At 68.0% G+C, this 15,054-nt stretch carries 15 protein-coding genes; 10 read left to right on the top strand and 5 right to left on the bottom strand.

What is annotated here, in order from left to right:
• The first annotated feature begins 118 nt into the window (after positions 1 to 118).
• Together DID98_RS08150 and DID98_RS08145 are read left to right on the top strand one after the other, a co-directional pair.
• Positions 119 to 1,309, top strand: a complete 1,191-nt coding sequence (locus DID98_RS08150; protein ID WP_124570543.1) for a nitronate monooxygenase family protein — start codon at positions 119 to 121, stop codon at positions 1,307 to 1,309.
• A gap of 65 nt (positions 1,310 to 1,374) precedes the next feature.
• Positions 1,375 to 2,016 (top strand): OmpW family protein, encoded by a 642-nt coding sequence (locus DID98_RS08145; protein ID WP_044848916.1) that lies wholly within the window; start codon positions 1,375 to 1,377, stop codon positions 2,014 to 2,016.
• Positions 2,017 to 2,091: 75 nt separating this feature from the next.
• Here the strand turns inward: DID98_RS08145 and DID98_RS08140 are convergent, their stop codons facing one another.
• Positions 2,092 to 2,295, bottom strand: a complete 204-nt coding sequence (locus DID98_RS08140; RefSeq protein ID WP_027784516.1) for a DUF1289 domain-containing protein — start codon at positions 2,293 to 2,295, stop codon at positions 2,092 to 2,094.
• Between the two features lie 531 nt (positions 2,296 to 2,826).
• Here DID98_RS08140 and DID98_RS08135 point away from each other — a divergent pair.
• From DID98_RS08135 to DID98_RS08120, 4 genes are all read left to right on the top strand, one after another.
• Positions 2,827 to 3,921, top strand: coding sequence for a polyamine ABC transporter substrate-binding protein (locus DID98_RS08135; protein ID WP_124485422.1), 1,095 nt, complete (start codon positions 2,827 to 2,829; stop codon positions 3,919 to 3,921).
• 86 nt (positions 3,922 to 4,007) lie between these two features.
• Complete coding sequence (locus tag DID98_RS08130; RefSeq protein WP_044848265.1) at positions 4,008 to 5,168, top strand: ABC transporter ATP-binding protein; 1,161 nt, start codon at positions 4,008 to 4,010, stop codon at positions 5,166 to 5,168.
• On the top strand, positions 5,165 to 6,094 hold the full coding sequence (locus DID98_RS08125; protein WP_044848264.1) for an ABC transporter permease subunit: 930 nt from the start codon (positions 5,165 to 5,167) through the stop codon (positions 6,092 to 6,094). Before DID98_RS08130 ends, DID98_RS08125 begins: the two co-directional genes overlap by 4 nt.
• Complete coding sequence (locus DID98_RS08120; RefSeq protein WP_124485424.1) at positions 6,091 to 6,912, top strand: ABC transporter permease subunit; 822 nt, start codon at positions 6,091 to 6,093, stop codon at positions 6,910 to 6,912. Before DID98_RS08125 ends, DID98_RS08120 begins: the two co-directional genes overlap by 4 nt.
• Positions 6,913 to 7,008: 96 nt before the next feature.
• Here DID98_RS08120 and DID98_RS08115 read toward each other — a convergent pair whose 3' ends face one another.
• From DID98_RS08115 to DID98_RS08105, 3 genes are read right to left on the bottom strand one after another with little or no spacing between them, the layout of a single operon-like run.
• On the bottom strand, positions 7,009 to 7,815 hold the full coding sequence (locus DID98_RS08115; protein ID WP_124570542.1) for a sulfite exporter TauE/SafE family protein: 807 nt from the start codon (positions 7,813 to 7,815) through the stop codon (positions 7,009 to 7,011).
• Positions 7,816 to 7,833: 18 nt separating this feature from the next.
• Complete coding sequence (locus DID98_RS08110) at positions 7,834 to 9,513, bottom strand: bifunctional protein tyrosine phosphatase family protein/NAD(P)/FAD-dependent oxidoreductase (RefSeq protein ID WP_124570541.1); 1,680 nt, start codon at positions 9,511 to 9,513, stop codon at positions 7,834 to 7,836.
• 29 nt (positions 9,514 to 9,542) lie between these two features.
• Complete coding sequence (locus DID98_RS08105; protein ID WP_124485427.1) at positions 9,543 to 10,427, bottom strand: MBL fold metallo-hydrolase; 885 nt, start codon at positions 10,425 to 10,427, stop codon at positions 9,543 to 9,545.
• Positions 10,428 to 10,676: 249 nt separating this feature from the next.
• Here DID98_RS08105 and DID98_RS08100 point away from each other — a divergent pair, with 249 nt between their 5' ends.
• The 4 genes from DID98_RS08100 (at position 10,677) to DID98_RS08085 (ending at position 13,841) form a co-directional block, all read left to right on the top strand.
• On the top strand, positions 10,677 to 12,074 hold the full coding sequence (locus tag DID98_RS08100) for a sigma-54-dependent Fis family transcriptional regulator (RefSeq protein WP_124570540.1): 1,398 nt from the start codon (positions 10,677 to 10,679) through the stop codon (positions 12,072 to 12,074).
• 306 nt (positions 12,075 to 12,380) lie between these two features.
• Entirely contained in the window at positions 12,381 to 12,941 is a 561-nt protein-coding gene (locus tag DID98_RS08095) for a DUF2975 domain-containing protein (RefSeq protein WP_124570539.1), read from the top strand.
• A gap of 8 nt (positions 12,942 to 12,949) precedes the next feature.
• Positions 12,950 to 13,174, top strand: coding sequence for a helix-turn-helix transcriptional regulator (locus DID98_RS08090; protein WP_124570538.1), 225 nt, complete (start codon positions 12,950 to 12,952; stop codon positions 13,172 to 13,174).
• A complete protein-coding gene (locus tag DID98_RS08085; protein WP_124570537.1) occupies positions 13,149 to 13,841 on the top strand; it encodes a hypothetical protein in 693 nt (230 codons plus the stop codon). The genes DID98_RS08090 and DID98_RS08085 overlap by 26 nt, the downstream gene beginning before the upstream one ends.
• 145 nt (positions 13,842 to 13,986) lie before the next feature.
• Here the strand turns inward: DID98_RS08085 and DID98_RS08080 are convergent, their stop codons facing one another.
• Positions 13,987 to 15,015, bottom strand: a complete 1,029-nt coding sequence (locus DID98_RS08080) for a MerR family transcriptional regulator (protein WP_124485432.1) — start codon at positions 15,013 to 15,015, stop codon at positions 13,987 to 13,989.
• Between the last annotated feature and the right edge of the window lie 39 nt (positions 15,016 to 15,054).

Genomic DNA, 15,054 nt, shown 5'->3' with positions numbered 1-15,054 from the left:
CCGCCTGACCCGAAACGGCACGCTCGCGTGCCGTTTTTTTATTGACGGCCGTCAAGATGCGCGTCGGTGGATCGTCGATCATCGCGTTTCCGATTTCCGATGTTTCGACGAGGTTCAGATGACCGCACGCACTTCCTTCCCGCCGCTCACGATTCGCGGCCGCGCGTTGCTGCCCGTGGTGCAGGGCGGCATGGGCGTCGGCATCTCCGCGCACCGCCTCGCGGGCAGCGTCGCGCGCGAAGGCGCGCTCGGCACGATCGCGAGCATCGACCTGCGTCACCACCACGCGGACCTGCTCGCGCGCTGTCGCGCGAATCCCGACCGCGCGACGCTCGAGGCCGCGAACCTCGACGCGCTCGCGCGCGAGATTCGCCTCGCGAAGACCTACGGCGAAGGCCGCGGGATGATCGCGGTCAACGTGATGAAGGCGGTGCGCACGCATGCGGACTACGTGCGCGTCGCGTGCGACGAAGGCGCGGACGCGATCGTGATGGGCGCGGGCCTGCCGCTCGATCTGCCCGATCTCACGCAGGGGCGCGACATCGCGCTGATCCCGATCCTGTCGGACAGCCGCGGGATCGCGCTGGTGCTGAAGAAGTGGATGAAGAAGGGGCGGCTGCCGGATGCGATCGTGATCGAGCATCCCGCGCATGCGGGCGGCCACCTCGGGGTCACGCAGATCGACGACATGCACGATGCGCGCTTCGATTTCGCGCGCGTGCTCGACGAGGCCGCGCAGGTGATGGCGTCGCTCGGCCTGGCGCGCGACACGATCCCGCTGATCGTCGCGGGCGGGATCAACAGTCACGACTCGGTGCGTGCGGCGCTCGCGGCCGGCGCGAACGGCGTGCAGGTCGGAACGCCGTTCGCGGTGACGGAGGAAGGTGACGCGCATCCGAACTTCAAGCGCGTACTGGCCGACGCGCTGCCCGACGACATCGTCGAATTCGTCAGCGTGACGGGGCTGCCGGCGCGCGCGGTGAAGACACCGTGGCTCGATCGTTACCTGCGCAACGAAACGCGCATTCGCGACAAGCTCGGCGCGTTCAGGCAGCGCTGCCCGACCGCGCTCGAGTGCCTGAGCGTCTGCGGGCTGCGCGACGGCATCGAAAAGTTCGGTCATTTCTGCATCGACACGCGGCTCGCGGCCGCGTTGCGGGGCGACGTCGCGAACGGCCTGTTCTTCCGCGGCCACGAAGCGCTGCCGTTCGGCAACGCGATCCGCAGCGTGCGCGATCTGCTCGACCTGCTGCTGACGGGCCGTGCCGCGGCGACTGCGACAAACCGTCCGAGGTTTACGCTGGCTTGACGGATATCAAAACGACGAAAAGACCCTACGAGGAAAATGGAATGCATTCTTCAGGGGTCTTTACCATGCATAAAACGATTCGAACATGTGTCACCGCTGCCGCCGTCGCGGCGAGTCTGGTCACGATGCCCACGCTGTCGCACGCGGCGTCGCCGGGCGACGGGATCAACCAGGGTGACGTACTGGTCCGCCTGCGCGCGATCAGCATCCAGCCGAACGAACGCGCGAGCGACACGCTCGGCGCGATCAATACCGGCGTGAACAACGCGATCGTGCCGGAGCTCGACTTCACCTACATGATCCGCGACTACCTGGGCGTGGAGCTGATCCTCGGCACGTCGCGGCACCAGATGACGTCGAGCCTCGGCAATCTCGGCGGCGTGGGCGTGCTGCCGCCGACGCTGCTGCTGCAGTACCACTTCAACCATGCCGGCAAGGTGCGTCCGTACGTCGGCGCGGGCCTGAACTACACGTACTTCTACAACAACGGGCTCAACGTCGGCGGGGAAGGCGTGTCGATCAACAAGAGCAGCTTCGGTCCGGCGCTGCAGTTCGGCGTCGACGTGCAGTTGACGAAGAAGGTGTTCATGAACGTCGACGTGAAGAAGATCTGGATGAGCACCGATGCGACGCTCGGCGACAAGGGCATCGGCACGCTGCACATCGATCCGCTGATCGTCGGCGTGGGCGTCGGGATGAAGTTCTAACGGTTCACGGACAAGAACAGAGTTGGGGTTGGCGGCATGGCAGTCGGCATGCCGCTCTTTTTTTGTGCGGCCGGTTTACAGCTTGTCGTACTGGAAGCGCATCGCGGTGCCTTCGCGCGTAATGCGCTCCCACACCGCCCGCTTCTCGTCGTCGCTCAGGAACACCCAGTTCGACACTTCGCCGGCCGTGCGGCCGCAGCCCTTGCAGACTTCGTCGAAGAGGGTCGAGCACACGCCGATGCAGGGGCTGTCGGGCAGGTCGTGGAGATTGGAGGCCATCGGGAGGGTTCGCGCAGTGAGATCGTCAGGGCGTCATTTTAATGCATCGGGACGGGGCGGCCGGCGGACGCCGCTAGCGTGCCGTGACGCGGCGGCCGGTCGGCCGAACGGTTGGACGATGGCCGGGTCGCCGTCGGCGACGGCTGGCCCGCCGTGCCGGACAGGGCCGGGCACGGCGCGCGGCGCGTGTCGCAGCGCGTCGCGATTTCACCGGTGAAACGGCCGCATGCACCGCGCGTCGCGCGGGCCGCTTGTGCTGCATGCGGCACGCGGTTTCGCCACCGCTTTCTTTTCCCGATGGACAGACGCCGATTACCCGATAGAATTCCCCCGGAACGCCCCGCTGCGCGGGCCGCCCGAGCGGCCGGCGGCGGGAATCTGTTCCGTTTGCGCGACACGGGCATGATTTTTTTGTGACGGAGCGCGAATGGTGGTAGCGTTCGGGGTTTTCGAGGGGCGGCGTGCCGGAACGCGCCGCCATGACGAGGCAGACGGCAGCCGGACAAGCGGTCCGGCCGGAGGGAGAACGGGATGAAAGCAAACGTAGTGGGCCGGTTCGCAGCGCTCGCGCTGTGCGTGGGTGCATCGGCGGCGGCGGCGAAGGATACGCAGCTCAATGTCTATAACTGGTCGGACTACATTGCGAAGGACACGATCCCGAACTTCGAGAAGCAGGCGGGCATCAAGGTCCGCTACGACAATTACGACAGCGACGACACGCTGCAGGCGAAGCTGCTGACGGGCAGCTCGGGCTACGACATCGTCGTGCCGACCAGCAACTACGCGGGCAAGCAGATCGCCGCCGGCATCTTCACGCCGCTCGACAAGTCGAAGTTGCCGAACCTCAAGTACCTCGATCCGCAACTGATGGCGCTCGTCGCCGGCGCGGACCCGGGCAACAAGTACTCGGTGCCCTGGGCGTACGGCACGACCGGTCTCGCCTACAACCTGACGAAGGCGCAGCAGGCGCTCGGCAAGGTCCCGCTCGACAACTGGGACATCCTGTTCAAGCCGGAAAACATCTCGAAGCTGAAGACCTGCGGCGTGTCGGTGCTCGACGCGCCGGACCAGATGTTCGCGGCGGCGCTGCACTACATCGGCAAGGATCCGATGAGCACGAACCCGGCCGACTACAAGGCCGCGATGGAGGTGCTGAAGAAGATCCGCCCGTACATCACGCAGTTCAACTCGTCGGGCTACATCAACGATCTGGTCGGCGGCGACATCTGCTTCGCGTTCGGCTGGTCGGGCGACGTCGTGATCGCGAAGCATCGCGCGATCGAGGCGAAGAAGCCGTACAAGGTCGAGTACTACATTCCGAAGGGCGGCGCGCCGGTCTGGTTCGACGTGATGGCGATCCCGAAGGACGCGAAGAACAAGGACGCCGCGCTGCAGTGGATCAACTACATCGAGGATCCGAAGGTGCACGCGGCGATCACGAACGCCGTGTACTACCCGAGCGCGAACGCCGAGTCGCGCAAGTACGTGCGGCCCGACGTCGCGAACGATCCGGCCGTCTATCCGCCGGCCGACGTCGTGAAGACGCTGTTCCTGCTCAAGCCGCTGCCGCCTGAAATCCAGCGTCTGCAGACGCGTCTGTGGACCGAACTGAAATCGGGCCGCTGAAGCGAGCCGGAGTCAGCCAGCAGTCATGAAGCCCCTGGTGTCCCCGGGGGCTTTGTTCGTCAAACGCAGGAGAGAAGCAGCACATCATGAATAGCCAGTCGGGTGCGCCGGTCGCGGGCGCACCGTCCTTCGTTCCTTCGTCCGGCGCCGACACGCGCGCCGAGAATTTTGTCCAGATCGTCGACGTCGTCAAGAAATTCGGCGACACCGAAGTGGTGCGCAACGTGAACCTGACGGTGCGCCAGGGTGAGCTGTTCGCGCTGCTCGGCAGCTCGGGTTCAGGCAAGTCGACGCTGCTGCGCATGCTGGCGGGCCTCGAGACGGTCACGTCGGGCAAGATCCTGATCGACGGCGAGGACCTCGCACAGATGCCGCCGTACAAGCGGCCCGTGAACATGATGTTCCAGTCGTATGCGCTGTTCCCGCACATGTCGGTCGAATCGAACGTCGCCTACGGCCTGAAGCAGGAAGGCACGCCAAAGGCGGAGCTGAAGGAGCGCGTCGCCGCGGCGCTCGAGCTCGTGCAGATGAGCAAGTACGCGAAGCGCAAGCCGCACCAGCTGTCGGGCGGCCAGCAGCAGCGCGTCGCGCTCGCGCGTTCGCTCGTCAAGCGCCCGAAGGTGCTGCTGCTCGACGAGCCGATGTCGGCGCTCGACAAGCAGATCCGCCAGCGCACGCAGATCGAGCTCGTCAACATCCTGAACAAGGTCGGCGTCACCTGCATCATGGTCACGCACGACCAGGAAGAGGCGATGACGATGGCGAACCGGCTCGCCGTGATGAGCGAAGGGCAGATCGTGCAGATCGGCTCGCCGAACGAAGTCTACGAATATCCTAACAGCCGCTTCTCGGCCGAGTTCATCGGCTCGACCAACCTGTTCGAAGGCGTCACCGTCGAGGACGAACCCGATTACGTGTACATCGAATCGCCGGAGCTGCCGAGCCGGCTGTACGTGAGCCACGGGATCACGGGCCCGCTCGGGATGCCGGTCACGGTGTCGGTGCGCCCCGAGCGGATCGCGCTCACCCGCAAGCCGCCCGAAGGCGCGTTCAACTGGGCGCACGGCAAGATCACCAACGTCGCGTACATGGGCGGCTACTCGCTGTATCACGTGAAGCTCGACGCGGGCAAGACGGTGATCGCGAACGTGTCGAGCCTCGCGATTTCCGAGCTCGACACGCCGGCGCTCGGCGACGAGATCTACGTGCGCTGGAGCGCGACGGCCGGCGTGGTGCTGACGTCATGAGCACGCTCAAGTCCCTGCTCGCATGGCCCGTGCGGCGCTTCAACCTGACCGGCGGCTCGGCGGTCGTCGCGGGGCCGTACACGTGGCTCGTGCTGTTCTTCCTGGTGCCGTTCGTGCTGGTCGTGAAGATCAGCTTCGCGGAGCTGCAGCTCGGCATCCCGCCGTATACGGAACTCGCGTCGTACGCGGACGGCGTGGTGCACATCGCGCTGAACCTGTCGCACTACGCGTTCCTGCTCACCGACAGCCTGTATTTCGCGACCTACGTGAATTCGGTGGTGGTCGCGGCGATCACGACGCTGCTGTGCCTGCTGATCGGTTATCCGATGGCGTACTACATCGCGCGTTCGAACCCGGCGACCCGCAACCTGCTGATGATGGGCGTGATGCTGCCGTTCTGGACGTCGTTCCTGATCCGCGTGTACGCGTGGATCGGGATCCTGAAGAACAACGGGCTCCTGAACAACTTCCTGATGTGGATCGGCCTGACCCATACGCCGATCGAGTTGTACCGCACGAACTACGCGGTGTACATCGGGATGGTGTATTCGTACCTGCCGTTCCTCGTGATGCCGCTGTACGCGCATCTCGTGAAGATGGACCTGCGCCTGCTCGAAGCCGCGTACGATCTCGGCGCGAAGCCGTGGAAGGCGTTCGTGCAGATCACGCTGCCGCTGTCGAAGAACGGGATCATCGCGGGCTGCCTGCTGGTGTTCATTCCGGCGGTCGGTGAGTACGTGATTCCGGAACTGCTCGGCGGCGCGAACACGCTGATGATCGGCCGGGTGATGTGGAACGAGTTCTTCAACAACGCAGACTGGCCGATGGCGTCGGCCGTGACCTGCGCGATGGTGCTGCTGCTGCTCGTGCCGATGGCGATGTTCCAGCACTTCCAGGCGAAGGAGCAGGAGGGCCGCCGTCGATGAAGCCGAATCGCTACCTGCAGTTCGCGGCGCTGTTCGCCGGCTTCGCGTTCCTGTACATCCCGATCATCAGCCTGATCGTCTATTCGTTCAACGAGTCGAAGCTCGTCACCGTGTGGTCGGGCTTCTCGTTCCGCTGGTACTCGGCGCTCGCGGAGGACGACGAGCTGCTGACGGCCGCGTGGCTGTCGCTGAAGATCGGCGTGCTGACCGCGTTCGCGTCGGTGTTCATCGGCACGTGGGCCGGCTTCGTGCTCGCGCGGATGGGGCGCTTTCGCGGCTTTGCGCTGTTCAGCGGGATGATCAACGCGCCGCTGGTGATCCCCGAGGTGATCCAGGGGATCTCGCTGCTGCTGCTGTTCATCGAGCTCGCGAAGTGGATCGGCTGGCCGGCCGAGCGCGGCGTGTTCACGATCTGGCTGGGCCACGTGATGCTGTGCATCTCGTACGTCGCGATCATCGTGCAGTCGCGCGTGCGCGAACTGAACCCGTCGCTCGAGGAAGCGGCGCTCGATCTCGGCGCGACGCCGCTGAAGGTGTTCTTCACGATCACGCTGCCGCTGATCTCGCAGGCGCTGATCGCGGGCTGGCTGCTGTCGTTCACGCTGTCGATCGACGACCTCGTGCTGTCGGCGTTCCTGTCGGGCCCCGGCTCGACGACGCTGCCGCTCGTCGTGTTCTCGCGCGTGCGTCTCGGCCTGAACCCGGAGATGAACGCGCTCGCGACGCTGTTCATCGTCGCGGTGACGGCGGGCGTCGTGATCGCGAACTTCGTGATGCTGCGCCAGGAACGCAAGCGGATGGCCGCATTCGCCGCCTGACGCGCTCGCGCTCAGGTTGCCGACGCAGCGAACCACGCCCGGTGCCGACGACGAGTCGGCCCGGGCGTTTTGTCTGGTGTGCGCGCCGCGTGCAGCTTATGCGCCGAACGCCGCCTTCGCGAGCAACCCGAGCGCGACGCACACGAGCACCGCAGCGAAGCCGGCCTGCACGTGCCGCGCGGACAGGTGCCGGGACGCGCTGCGGCCGATCGCCATCCCGATTGCCGTCGCGACCGTGAACCACAGCGTCATGTCGAGCGGCGCGCGCGTGCCCGACACGAGCGTCGTGAACACGCCGCCGGTGCCGACCAGCGCGATCACCATCAGCGACGTCGCGACCACGCCGTGCATCGACACGTTCGTGAACTTGCGCAGCATCGGCACGATCACGAAACCGCCGCCGACACCGAGCAAGCCCGTCATCAGCCCCGTCACCGCGCCGGTCGACGCGAGCGCGAGCCCGACCGGCCACGACCAGACGAGCCGGCCCGTGTCGGGATTCACGCGGCCGACGCACAGCGGCGACGCGTCCGCGTCGCCGGGCGCATGACGCAGCGCCTGCCGCAGCAGGCGGCCCGCGACGACCAGCATCGTCAGCGCGAACAGCGCCAGCAGCACGCGTTGCGGCAGCACGTGCGCGAGCTTCACGCCGAGCGTCGTGAGCGGCACGCCGGCGACGGCCATCAGCAACGCCGCGCGATAGCGCACGAGCCCGCGGCGAAACCCTTCGAGCGCGCCGAGCGCGGCGCTGCCCGCGACCGCGACGAGCGCGACGGGCGTGGCCTGCTGCATCGGCCAGCCCATCCCGACGACGAGCGCGGGCACCGCGAGAATGCCGCCGCCCGCACCGGTGAGGCCGAGCACGGCGCCGACGAGACTGCCGAGTACGAGGGAAATCAGCATGGTGTCATCGGATTCCGGTCAACGTGCGATCGCGGGCTTCGCGAGCCATTCGCGGCCCTTGAGCATCGCCTTCCAGTAGAGCGGCGGCAGTACGCGCTCCTTGAGCAGCCACGCGAGCCGCGACGGGCGCCGGCCGTCGATCAGCCACGCGGGGAAGGTCGGCGCGACCTTGCCGCCGTACAGGAATTCCGCGAGCACGATCTTGCCGCGCTCGACGGTGAGCGGGCACGAGCCGTAGCCGTCGTACGCGGCGTCGCCGCGCGCGCGGCCCAGCGACGCGAGCACGTTGTGCGCGACGACGGGCGCCTGCTTGCGGGCCGCGGCGGCGGTTTTCGCATTGGTCGTGTTGGTGACGTCGCCGAGCGCGAAGATGTCCGCGAACTGCTTGTGCCGCAGCGTCGCCGGATCGACGTCGATCCAGCCGGCCGCGTCGGCGAGCGGGCTCGCGCGCACGAAATCGGGCGCCTTCTGCGGCGGCACGACGTGGATCATGTCGTACGGGCGCTCGACGGTTTCCGTGCCGCCGTCGGGCAGCGCGCGCTTGAACGTCGCGCGCCGCGCCGGCCCGTCGATCGCGACGAGGTTGTGGCCGAACGACAGCGCGATGTCGTAGCGTTTCACGTACTCCATCAGCGCGGGCACGTAATCGGCGACCCCGAACAGCGCGCCGCCCGCGTTCAGGAACTCGACGTTCGCGGCACCGAGGCGGCCCGCGCGCCGCCAGTGATCGCACGACAGGTACATCGCCTTTTGCGGGGCGCCCGCGCACTTGATCGGCATCGGCGGCTGCGTGAACAGCGCATTGCCGCCGCGGAACGCCTGCACCAGTTCCCACGTGTACGGCGCGAGATCGTAGCGATAGTTCGACGTGACGCCGTTGCGGCCGAGCGTTTGAGCGAGGCCGTCGATCGCGTGCCAGTCGAGCTTGAGGCCCGGGCACACGACCAGCTTGAGGTAGCCGATGCGCCGGCAGCCGTCGAGCACCACCGTGTGCGTGTCGGGCTCGAAGCCGGCGACGGCGGCCCGGATCCATTTCACGCCGCGCGGCAGCAGGTCGACGATCGGGCGCGCGGTCGTGTCGGGCCGGAACACGCCCGCGCCGACCATCGTCCAGCCCGGCTGGTAGTAGTGCGTATCGGCCGGGTCGATCACCGCGATATCGAGCGATGCGTCGCGTGCCAGCAGGCTCGACGCGACCGCGACGCCGGCCGCACCCGCGCCGACGATCACGATGTCGTGCCGCGCGTCGACGGCCGGCGCGGCCTGGCGGCCGTCTTGCGCGAGATCTCGCGTGAGACGCGGTGCGAGCGCGCCGAGGTCGTAGCCGGCCGTGGCGGCGATCGCGACGATGTCGCCGGCAGGACGCCGGCCTGCCTGCGAGAGCGCCCACAGCGTCGCCGAACGCGTGCCGCTGCGGCAGTACGCGAGTACCGGGCCGGCGAGCGACGCGACGAGCGTGCCGAACTGCGCGGCCTGGTCGTCGGTGACCTTGCCGGTGTCGACGGGCAGGTAGTGCACGGCGATGCCGAGCGGCGCGGCGGCGGCGCGGATCTCGGCGACGGTCGGCTGGTCGGCGCCTTCGCCGTCGGGGCGGTTGCAGACGATCGTGCGGATGCCGGCCGCGTGCAGCGCGGGCAGGTCGGTCGCGGCGATCTGGGGCGAGACCGACAGCAGGTCGGTCAGCGGGCGGATGGTCATGTCGGGGGTTCTCCGGTCGGGGCGGCGGCTCAGATCGCGTCGAGCGGGATCTTCAGGTAGCGCACGCCATTGTTTTCGGGCTCGGGCAGGTGGCCGGCGCGCATGTTGACCTGTACCGACGGCAGCATCAGCACGGGCATGTCGAGCGTCGCGTCGCGCGCGGTGCGCATGGCGACGAAATCGTCCTCGGTCACGCCGTCCTTCACGTGCACGTTCGCGCGACGCTGCTCGGCCACCGTCGTCACGAACTGCACGTCGCGGCCGCCCGGCTGGTAGTCGTGGCACAGATACAGGCGCGTGTCGGGCGGCAGGGCGAGCACGCGCGCGATCGAACGGTACAGCGTGCGCGCGTCGCCGCCCGGGAAGTCGCAGCGGGCGGTGCCGTAGTCGGGCATGAACAGCGTGTCGCCGACGAACGCCGCGCGCTGCGTCGCGTCGTCGACGCAGTAGGTCAGGCACGCCGGCGTATGGCCCGGCGTGTGCAGCGCGCGGATCGTCAGCGCGCCGAGCGCGAGCGTGTCGCCGTCGTCGAGCAGGCGGTCGAACTGGCGGCCGTCCTGCGCGAAGCCGGGGCCGGCGTTGAACAGCGTGCCGAATACGTGTTGCACGCGGCGCACGTGGGCACCGATCGCGATCTGTCCGCCGACATGCGCCTTCAGGTACGGCGCGGCCGACAGATGGTCGGCATGCACGTGCGTTTCCAGCAGCCAGTGGACGGTCGCGCCGAGTTCGGCGACGCGCGCGATCAGCCGGTCGGCGCTGGCGGTGTGCGTGCGGCCGGATTTCGGATCGTAGTCGAGCACGCTGTCGATCAGCGCGCACGCACGGCTTTCGGTGTCGAGCAGCAGATAGCTGACGGTGTGGGTCGCCGGGTCGAAAAAGCCTTCGACCGACAGCTGGGGGGCATGGCTCACGGGATGTCCTCGATCGGGTTCTGCGTCTGCAATCGGGCATCCCATGTTCAAGAAGCATGCCAATTCGGGCCGCGCTGCCGGATGATGTGGCAGGTAATTGATTCGGCTCGGATTTTTGGCGTGGCCGCGGTGGGTCGCAGGCACCGGCGACGGGGTGCCGTCGACGTCGACTGCCATATCTGGCAGCGTCGTGGCAGAATTGGCAGTCCGCCTGGCAGTCCGTCCGCCCATCCGTTCCCGAGCCTCCCCATGAATCCGCACGACACCATTCCGATCGTTCCCGCGCCGTCGCGCGACGTCATGCCCGACGTGCGCGCGCTCGTCGCGTATCTGGAACAGGATCCGCAGCCGATGATCGTCGTCGATCCCGACTACCGCATCCTCGCCGCGAACGATGCGTACCGGCGCCAGTTCGGCGTGGCGGGCGTCGAGCACGTCGGCCGGCACTGCTTCCGGGTTTCGCATCATTACGACGTGCCGTGCGACCAGGCGGGCGAGCATTGCCCGATGAAGCAGGCGCGCGAGTCGCGCAGCCTGAACCGCGTGCTGCACATACACCATACGCCGCGCGGCCCCGAGCACGTCGACGTGGAGTTGCGGCCGATCTTCGATGCGCGCGGCGACGTGATCGCCTACGTCGAGCGGCTGACGACGGTGCGCAGCGCGTCGGCGCAGCCGAGTGCGGAAGGGCTCGTCGGCGGCGCAGACGCGTTCAATGCGGCGCTCGGCGCGCTGCAGCGCGTCGCGCCGTCGATGCTGCCCGTGCTGCTGCTCGGCGAATCGGGTACCGGCAAGGAACTGTTCGCGCGGGCGCTGCACGAGGCGAGCGAGCGTGCGATGGGGCCGTTCGTGGTGGTCGACTGTTCGGGCATCGCCGAGACCCTGTTCGAGAGCGAACTGTTCGGCTACGAGAAGGGCGCGTTTACCGGTGCGAACCAGCGCAAGCCGGGCCTCGTCGAGACCGCGCAGGGCGGCACGCTGTTTCTCGACGAGATCGGCGACGTGCCGCTGCCGATGCAGGTGAAGCTGCTGCGGCTGATCGAGTCGGGGACGTTCCGGCGCGTCGGCGGCGTCGAGGCGCTGCGCGCGGATTTCCGGCTCGTCGCGGCGACCCACAAGCCGCTGCGCGAGATGATCGACGACGGCCGGTTCCGTCAGGACCTGTACTACCGGATCAACGCGTTCCCGATTCCGCTGCCCGCGCTGCGCGAGCGGCGTGGCGACGTCGCGCTGCTGGCCGAGTCGATCCTGCGGCGCATCGCGAACGCGCGCGCCGGCGCGGGCGACGCGAGCGCGAGGCCGTTCGCGGCCCGGCCGTTCGTGCTGACCGAGCGCGCGCGCGCGTGCCTCGACGCGTATGCATGGCCGGGCAACATCCGCGAACTGCGCAACGTGCTCGAGCGCGCGTGCCTGTTCGCGGACGACGGCACGATTCGCGTCGAGCATCTGCCGGCCGAGCTGGTCGCGGCGTCGGTGATGCCACCGGCGCGTGCGGCGGACGCGCGCGGTGTGTCGGACGCGGAACTCGTGCGGCTTGCGAGCACGTTCGACGGCACGCGCAAGCAACTGGCCGAGCACGTCGGGATGAGCGAGCGCACGCTGTACCGGCGGATGAAGACGCTCGGGCTCGGGGGGCGCGACCGGTAAGCGGGCGCGTCGTGCCTGGCTGCCGCCGACCGGTCGCATCAAGCGGCAAGCTGATGGACGGCGGCGCGCCGCCTGTGCCGAATGCGGACCCGAACGCCCAGCCCGTGTTCCCTCGCGACATGACGAAGCGCGGGCGCGCGATCGGCCCGCACGACGATCGCCGATTGCCCGGCCGGTCGGGCGAGCTGGCAGTCGGCTGTCATGATTGACGATAAAAAATGACTGTTCTGCACAAAATAATTATCGTTTTACGATAATCATCTGGCTTACAATCGATGCGTGTTCACACCGTATCGAGGAGGTCGCATGCATTCCGATCGCATGGCCCGTATCAGTCAGCGCATGGCTACCGTCACGCTGTGGTTCATCGTCGGCATGCTGGTGCTCAACGCCGCGTGCTGGGCGTTCCCGTCGTTGAGCGCGGCCACCGGGCCCGGCCTCGTATTCGGCCTCACCGATTCGGTGGTCACGAACCTGGGCGTCGATGTCGGCGCGTTCCCGTGGTGGCAGAAGGCCGTCGGCATCCTGCTGTCGAGCGTCCCGCTCGTTGCGCTCGCGGGCGGCCTGCGCCACTTGCGCGAGCTGTTCCGGACCTACGCTCGGCGCGACTATTTCTCGGCGCAGGCGGCCGGCCATCTCGGCAAGACGGGGCGCGCGATCGGTCTGTGGGTGCTGTTGAGCCTGCTGTGCGAACCGCTGCTGAGCGTGTGGGCGACGTTTCGCGAACCGGTCGGCCATCGCGTCGTCAGCATCGGCTTCAGCCTGCCGTACGTCGTCGCGCTGTTCACGGCGGCCTGTATCGCGGTGATCGCGCACATCCTGCGGCAGGCGAGCGAGCTCGATGCCGAACACCGGCAGTTCGTCTGAGGCGCGCGATGTCGATCGTGGTCAAACTCGATGTGATGCTCGCGACCCGCAAGGTCCGCTCGAAGGATCTCGCGGCGGCCGTCGGGATCACCGAACCGAACCTGTCGCTGCTCAAGCAAGGCAAGGTCAAGGGCATCCGCTTCGCGACGCTGGAGGCGATCTGCCGGTATCTCGACTGTCAGCCGGGCGACCTGCTCGCGTTCATCGATGACGGCGGCGGCGAGCCGGATTGACGTGCCGCACGCGCCGAGCGTCGACGCGGCGCGGCGGCGTCGGCCGGGCATCGTGGCAGTTGCAGGCGTGATCGCCGTGTTGCTGCATGCGATCGGTTGGTATGCGCTGCAGTGGATGCCCGCGGCGCGCGGGCCGGTTGCGACCCGGGTCGATGCGTCGTCGGGCCGGATTGCATTGAGCGTCCGGTTGATTCCCGTGACGCCCGAACCTGCGCCCGCAACCGAGGTCGACCGGCGCACCGGTCCGACAGCAGCCATGCGAGGGACGCGCGAACCCAAAAGCCGTTCCGGCGCAGCGGCGACGCCGCGCCGGGCGACACGTTCGCTTGCGGCCGCGCCCGCGCAGGCAACGACCGGCGGCGCGCCGGATTCGGCTGAAAGCAGCCCGGTGCGTGCGCCGCCCCCCGAGGTCGACTGGGGGCGTGATCTGGCGACGATCGGCTCGCGTCGCGCGACGGGGCGCAGCCCTGCGGCGGCCACGGTCGGTGCGCTGGGCGCATCGTCCGGCCTCCCGGCCGCGCGTCGCCATTCGGTCGACGAGACGCTGGCAAGCGGGGTGTCGGATGCGCGGCGCGCCGACTGCCGGCGCGCCTACTCGAGTGCCGGCTTGCTCGCACTCCCGATGCTCGCGCTGGATGCGGTTCGCGATACGGGCTGCAAGTGGTGAGGAAGCACGCGGCTCGGCGCTGCAGGTGAGACGTGATCGCGCGGCGTTTTCGACGCGCGGCCGGATACGAGCCGGTTCGCCTGACGACGTGTCCGGGCGGCGCGCAACGGCCACGCACCGCCCGGGCTGCCTGGGCGTTGGACCCTCAACGCGCCGGCGCAAGCTGCGCCATCGCCTCGCGCATGAAGCCGAGCAGCGTGTCGTCGACCCATGAGTCCTTCGTCAGCGCCGGCTCGGTCATCATCGCGTTGCGGAATTTCGCGTGCGTGGCCGGGTCGTTGCCCGCGTAGCTGCGGAACAGGTCGAGCCAGCGTTGCGCGAGCGCGCGGCCTTCCGGTGAATCGGGCTGCGCGCCCGCATCGATCGCGTCGCGCACGTCGCCCATCAGTTGCGGCCATTCCATCGAGCGTTCACCGAAGTGCGCCCGCATGAAGCGGATCTCGTCCGGCGCGAGATACTTCTCGAAGATCCGCATCTTCGTTTCCGCGGACGCGCGCAGCACATAGTCGCGCAGCACGGTCGAGATGCCGAGTTTCGACTGCATCGACGGTTCGCGCTCGTGCATCAGGTTGAGCTTCGCCAGCAGCCGCGGATCGTTGTTCGTGTCGCGCACGAGCAGCGCCATCCAGCGGCCGGCTAGCGCGCGTGCGCGCTCGTCCTCGGGCGGCACGCCCGCGTCGTGCAGCGCACGCACGTCGGCGACGAGCGCCGTCCATTCCGCGTCGCCGGCCTGGCTCTTGCGATACATCGGCAGGCGCGCGAGTTCTTCCTCGGAAAAGTATTTGTCGTACACGGTCATCAACTCCAGTGTGGTGAGCCAATCGGCCAGCTCCGGCTCCGTGCCCGCGGCGAGTTGCGCGTGCAGGTGCACGAGCCGCTCGCGCAGCTGCGCGGTCTGCGCGAGCTGGTGGTCGAGAGACGCGATCTGCCTCGCGACGAGCGCGACGAGCGGGGTGCCGGGCCGGTTCAGGTAGTCGCCGATTTCGGCGAGCGACAGTCCGAAGCGACGCAGGGCCTGGATCTGGTGGAGCCGGGCGATGTCGTCGCGGTCGTACAGCCGGTAGCCGTTGTCGGCACGCGCCGAAGGCGTCAGGAGGCCGATCGCGTGATAGTGATGAAGCGTGCGGACGGTCAGGCCGCTGCGTTTCGCCAGTTCTCCCACTTTCAGCCGCATGGTGTCCTCCGTTCGGTGCGCACACTGGAGTCTCGAACG

Source organism: Burkholderia sp. Bp8984 (assembly GCF_003853755.1).
Taxonomy (GTDB): domain Bacteria; phylum Pseudomonadota; class Gammaproteobacteria; order Burkholderiales; family Burkholderiaceae; genus Burkholderia.
Note: the sequence above shows the minus strand (reverse complement) of the source record. Positions and strands in the feature narration are given on the sequence as shown.

Excerpts from the sequence above, each read along its gene's own strand:
- DID98_RS08080 (WP_124485432.1), bottom strand. The coding sequence starts at position 15,015 with ATGCGGCTGAAAGTGGGAGAACTGGCGAAACGCAGCGGCCTGACCGTC.
- DID98_RS08090 (WP_124570538.1), top strand. The coding sequence starts at position 12,950 with ATGTCGATCGTGGTCAAACTCGATGTGATGCTCGCGACCCGCAAGGTC.
- DID98_RS08150 (WP_124570543.1), top strand. The coding sequence starts at position 119 with ATGACCGCACGCACTTCCTTCCCGCCGCTCACGATTCGCGGCCGCGCG.
- DID98_RS08135 (WP_124485422.1), top strand. The coding sequence starts at position 2,827 with ATGAAAGCAAACGTAGTGGGCCGGTTCGCAGCGCTCGCGCTGTGCGTG.
- DID98_RS08085 (WP_124570537.1), top strand. The coding sequence starts at position 13,149 with ATGACGGCGGCGGCGAGCCGGATTGACGTGCCGCACGCGCCGAGCGTC.
- DID98_RS08125 (WP_044848264.1), top strand. The coding sequence starts at position 5,165 with ATGAGCACGCTCAAGTCCCTGCTCGCATGGCCCGTGCGGCGCTTCAAC.
- DID98_RS08120 (WP_124485424.1), top strand. The coding sequence starts at position 6,091 with ATGAAGCCGAATCGCTACCTGCAGTTCGCGGCGCTGTTCGCCGGCTTC.
- DID98_RS08110 (WP_124570541.1), bottom strand. The coding sequence starts at position 9,513 with ATGACCATCCGCCCGCTGACCGACCTGCTGTCGGTCTCGCCCCAGATC.
- DID98_RS08095 (WP_124570539.1), top strand. The coding sequence starts at position 12,381 with ATGCATTCCGATCGCATGGCCCGTATCAGTCAGCGCATGGCTACCGTC.
- DID98_RS08140 (WP_027784516.1), bottom strand. The coding sequence starts at position 2,295 with ATGGCCTCCAATCTCCACGACCTGCCCGACAGCCCCTGCATCGGCGTG.
- DID98_RS08130 (WP_044848265.1), top strand. The coding sequence starts at position 4,008 with ATGAATAGCCAGTCGGGTGCGCCGGTCGCGGGCGCACCGTCCTTCGTT.
- DID98_RS08115 (WP_124570542.1), bottom strand. The coding sequence starts at position 7,815 with ATGCTGATTTCCCTCGTACTCGGCAGTCTCGTCGGCGCCGTGCTCGGC.
- DID98_RS08145 (WP_044848916.1), top strand. The coding sequence starts at position 1,375 with ATGCATAAAACGATTCGAACATGTGTCACCGCTGCCGCCGTCGCGGCG.
- DID98_RS08100 (WP_124570540.1), top strand. The coding sequence starts at position 10,677 with ATGAATCCGCACGACACCATTCCGATCGTTCCCGCGCCGTCGCGCGAC.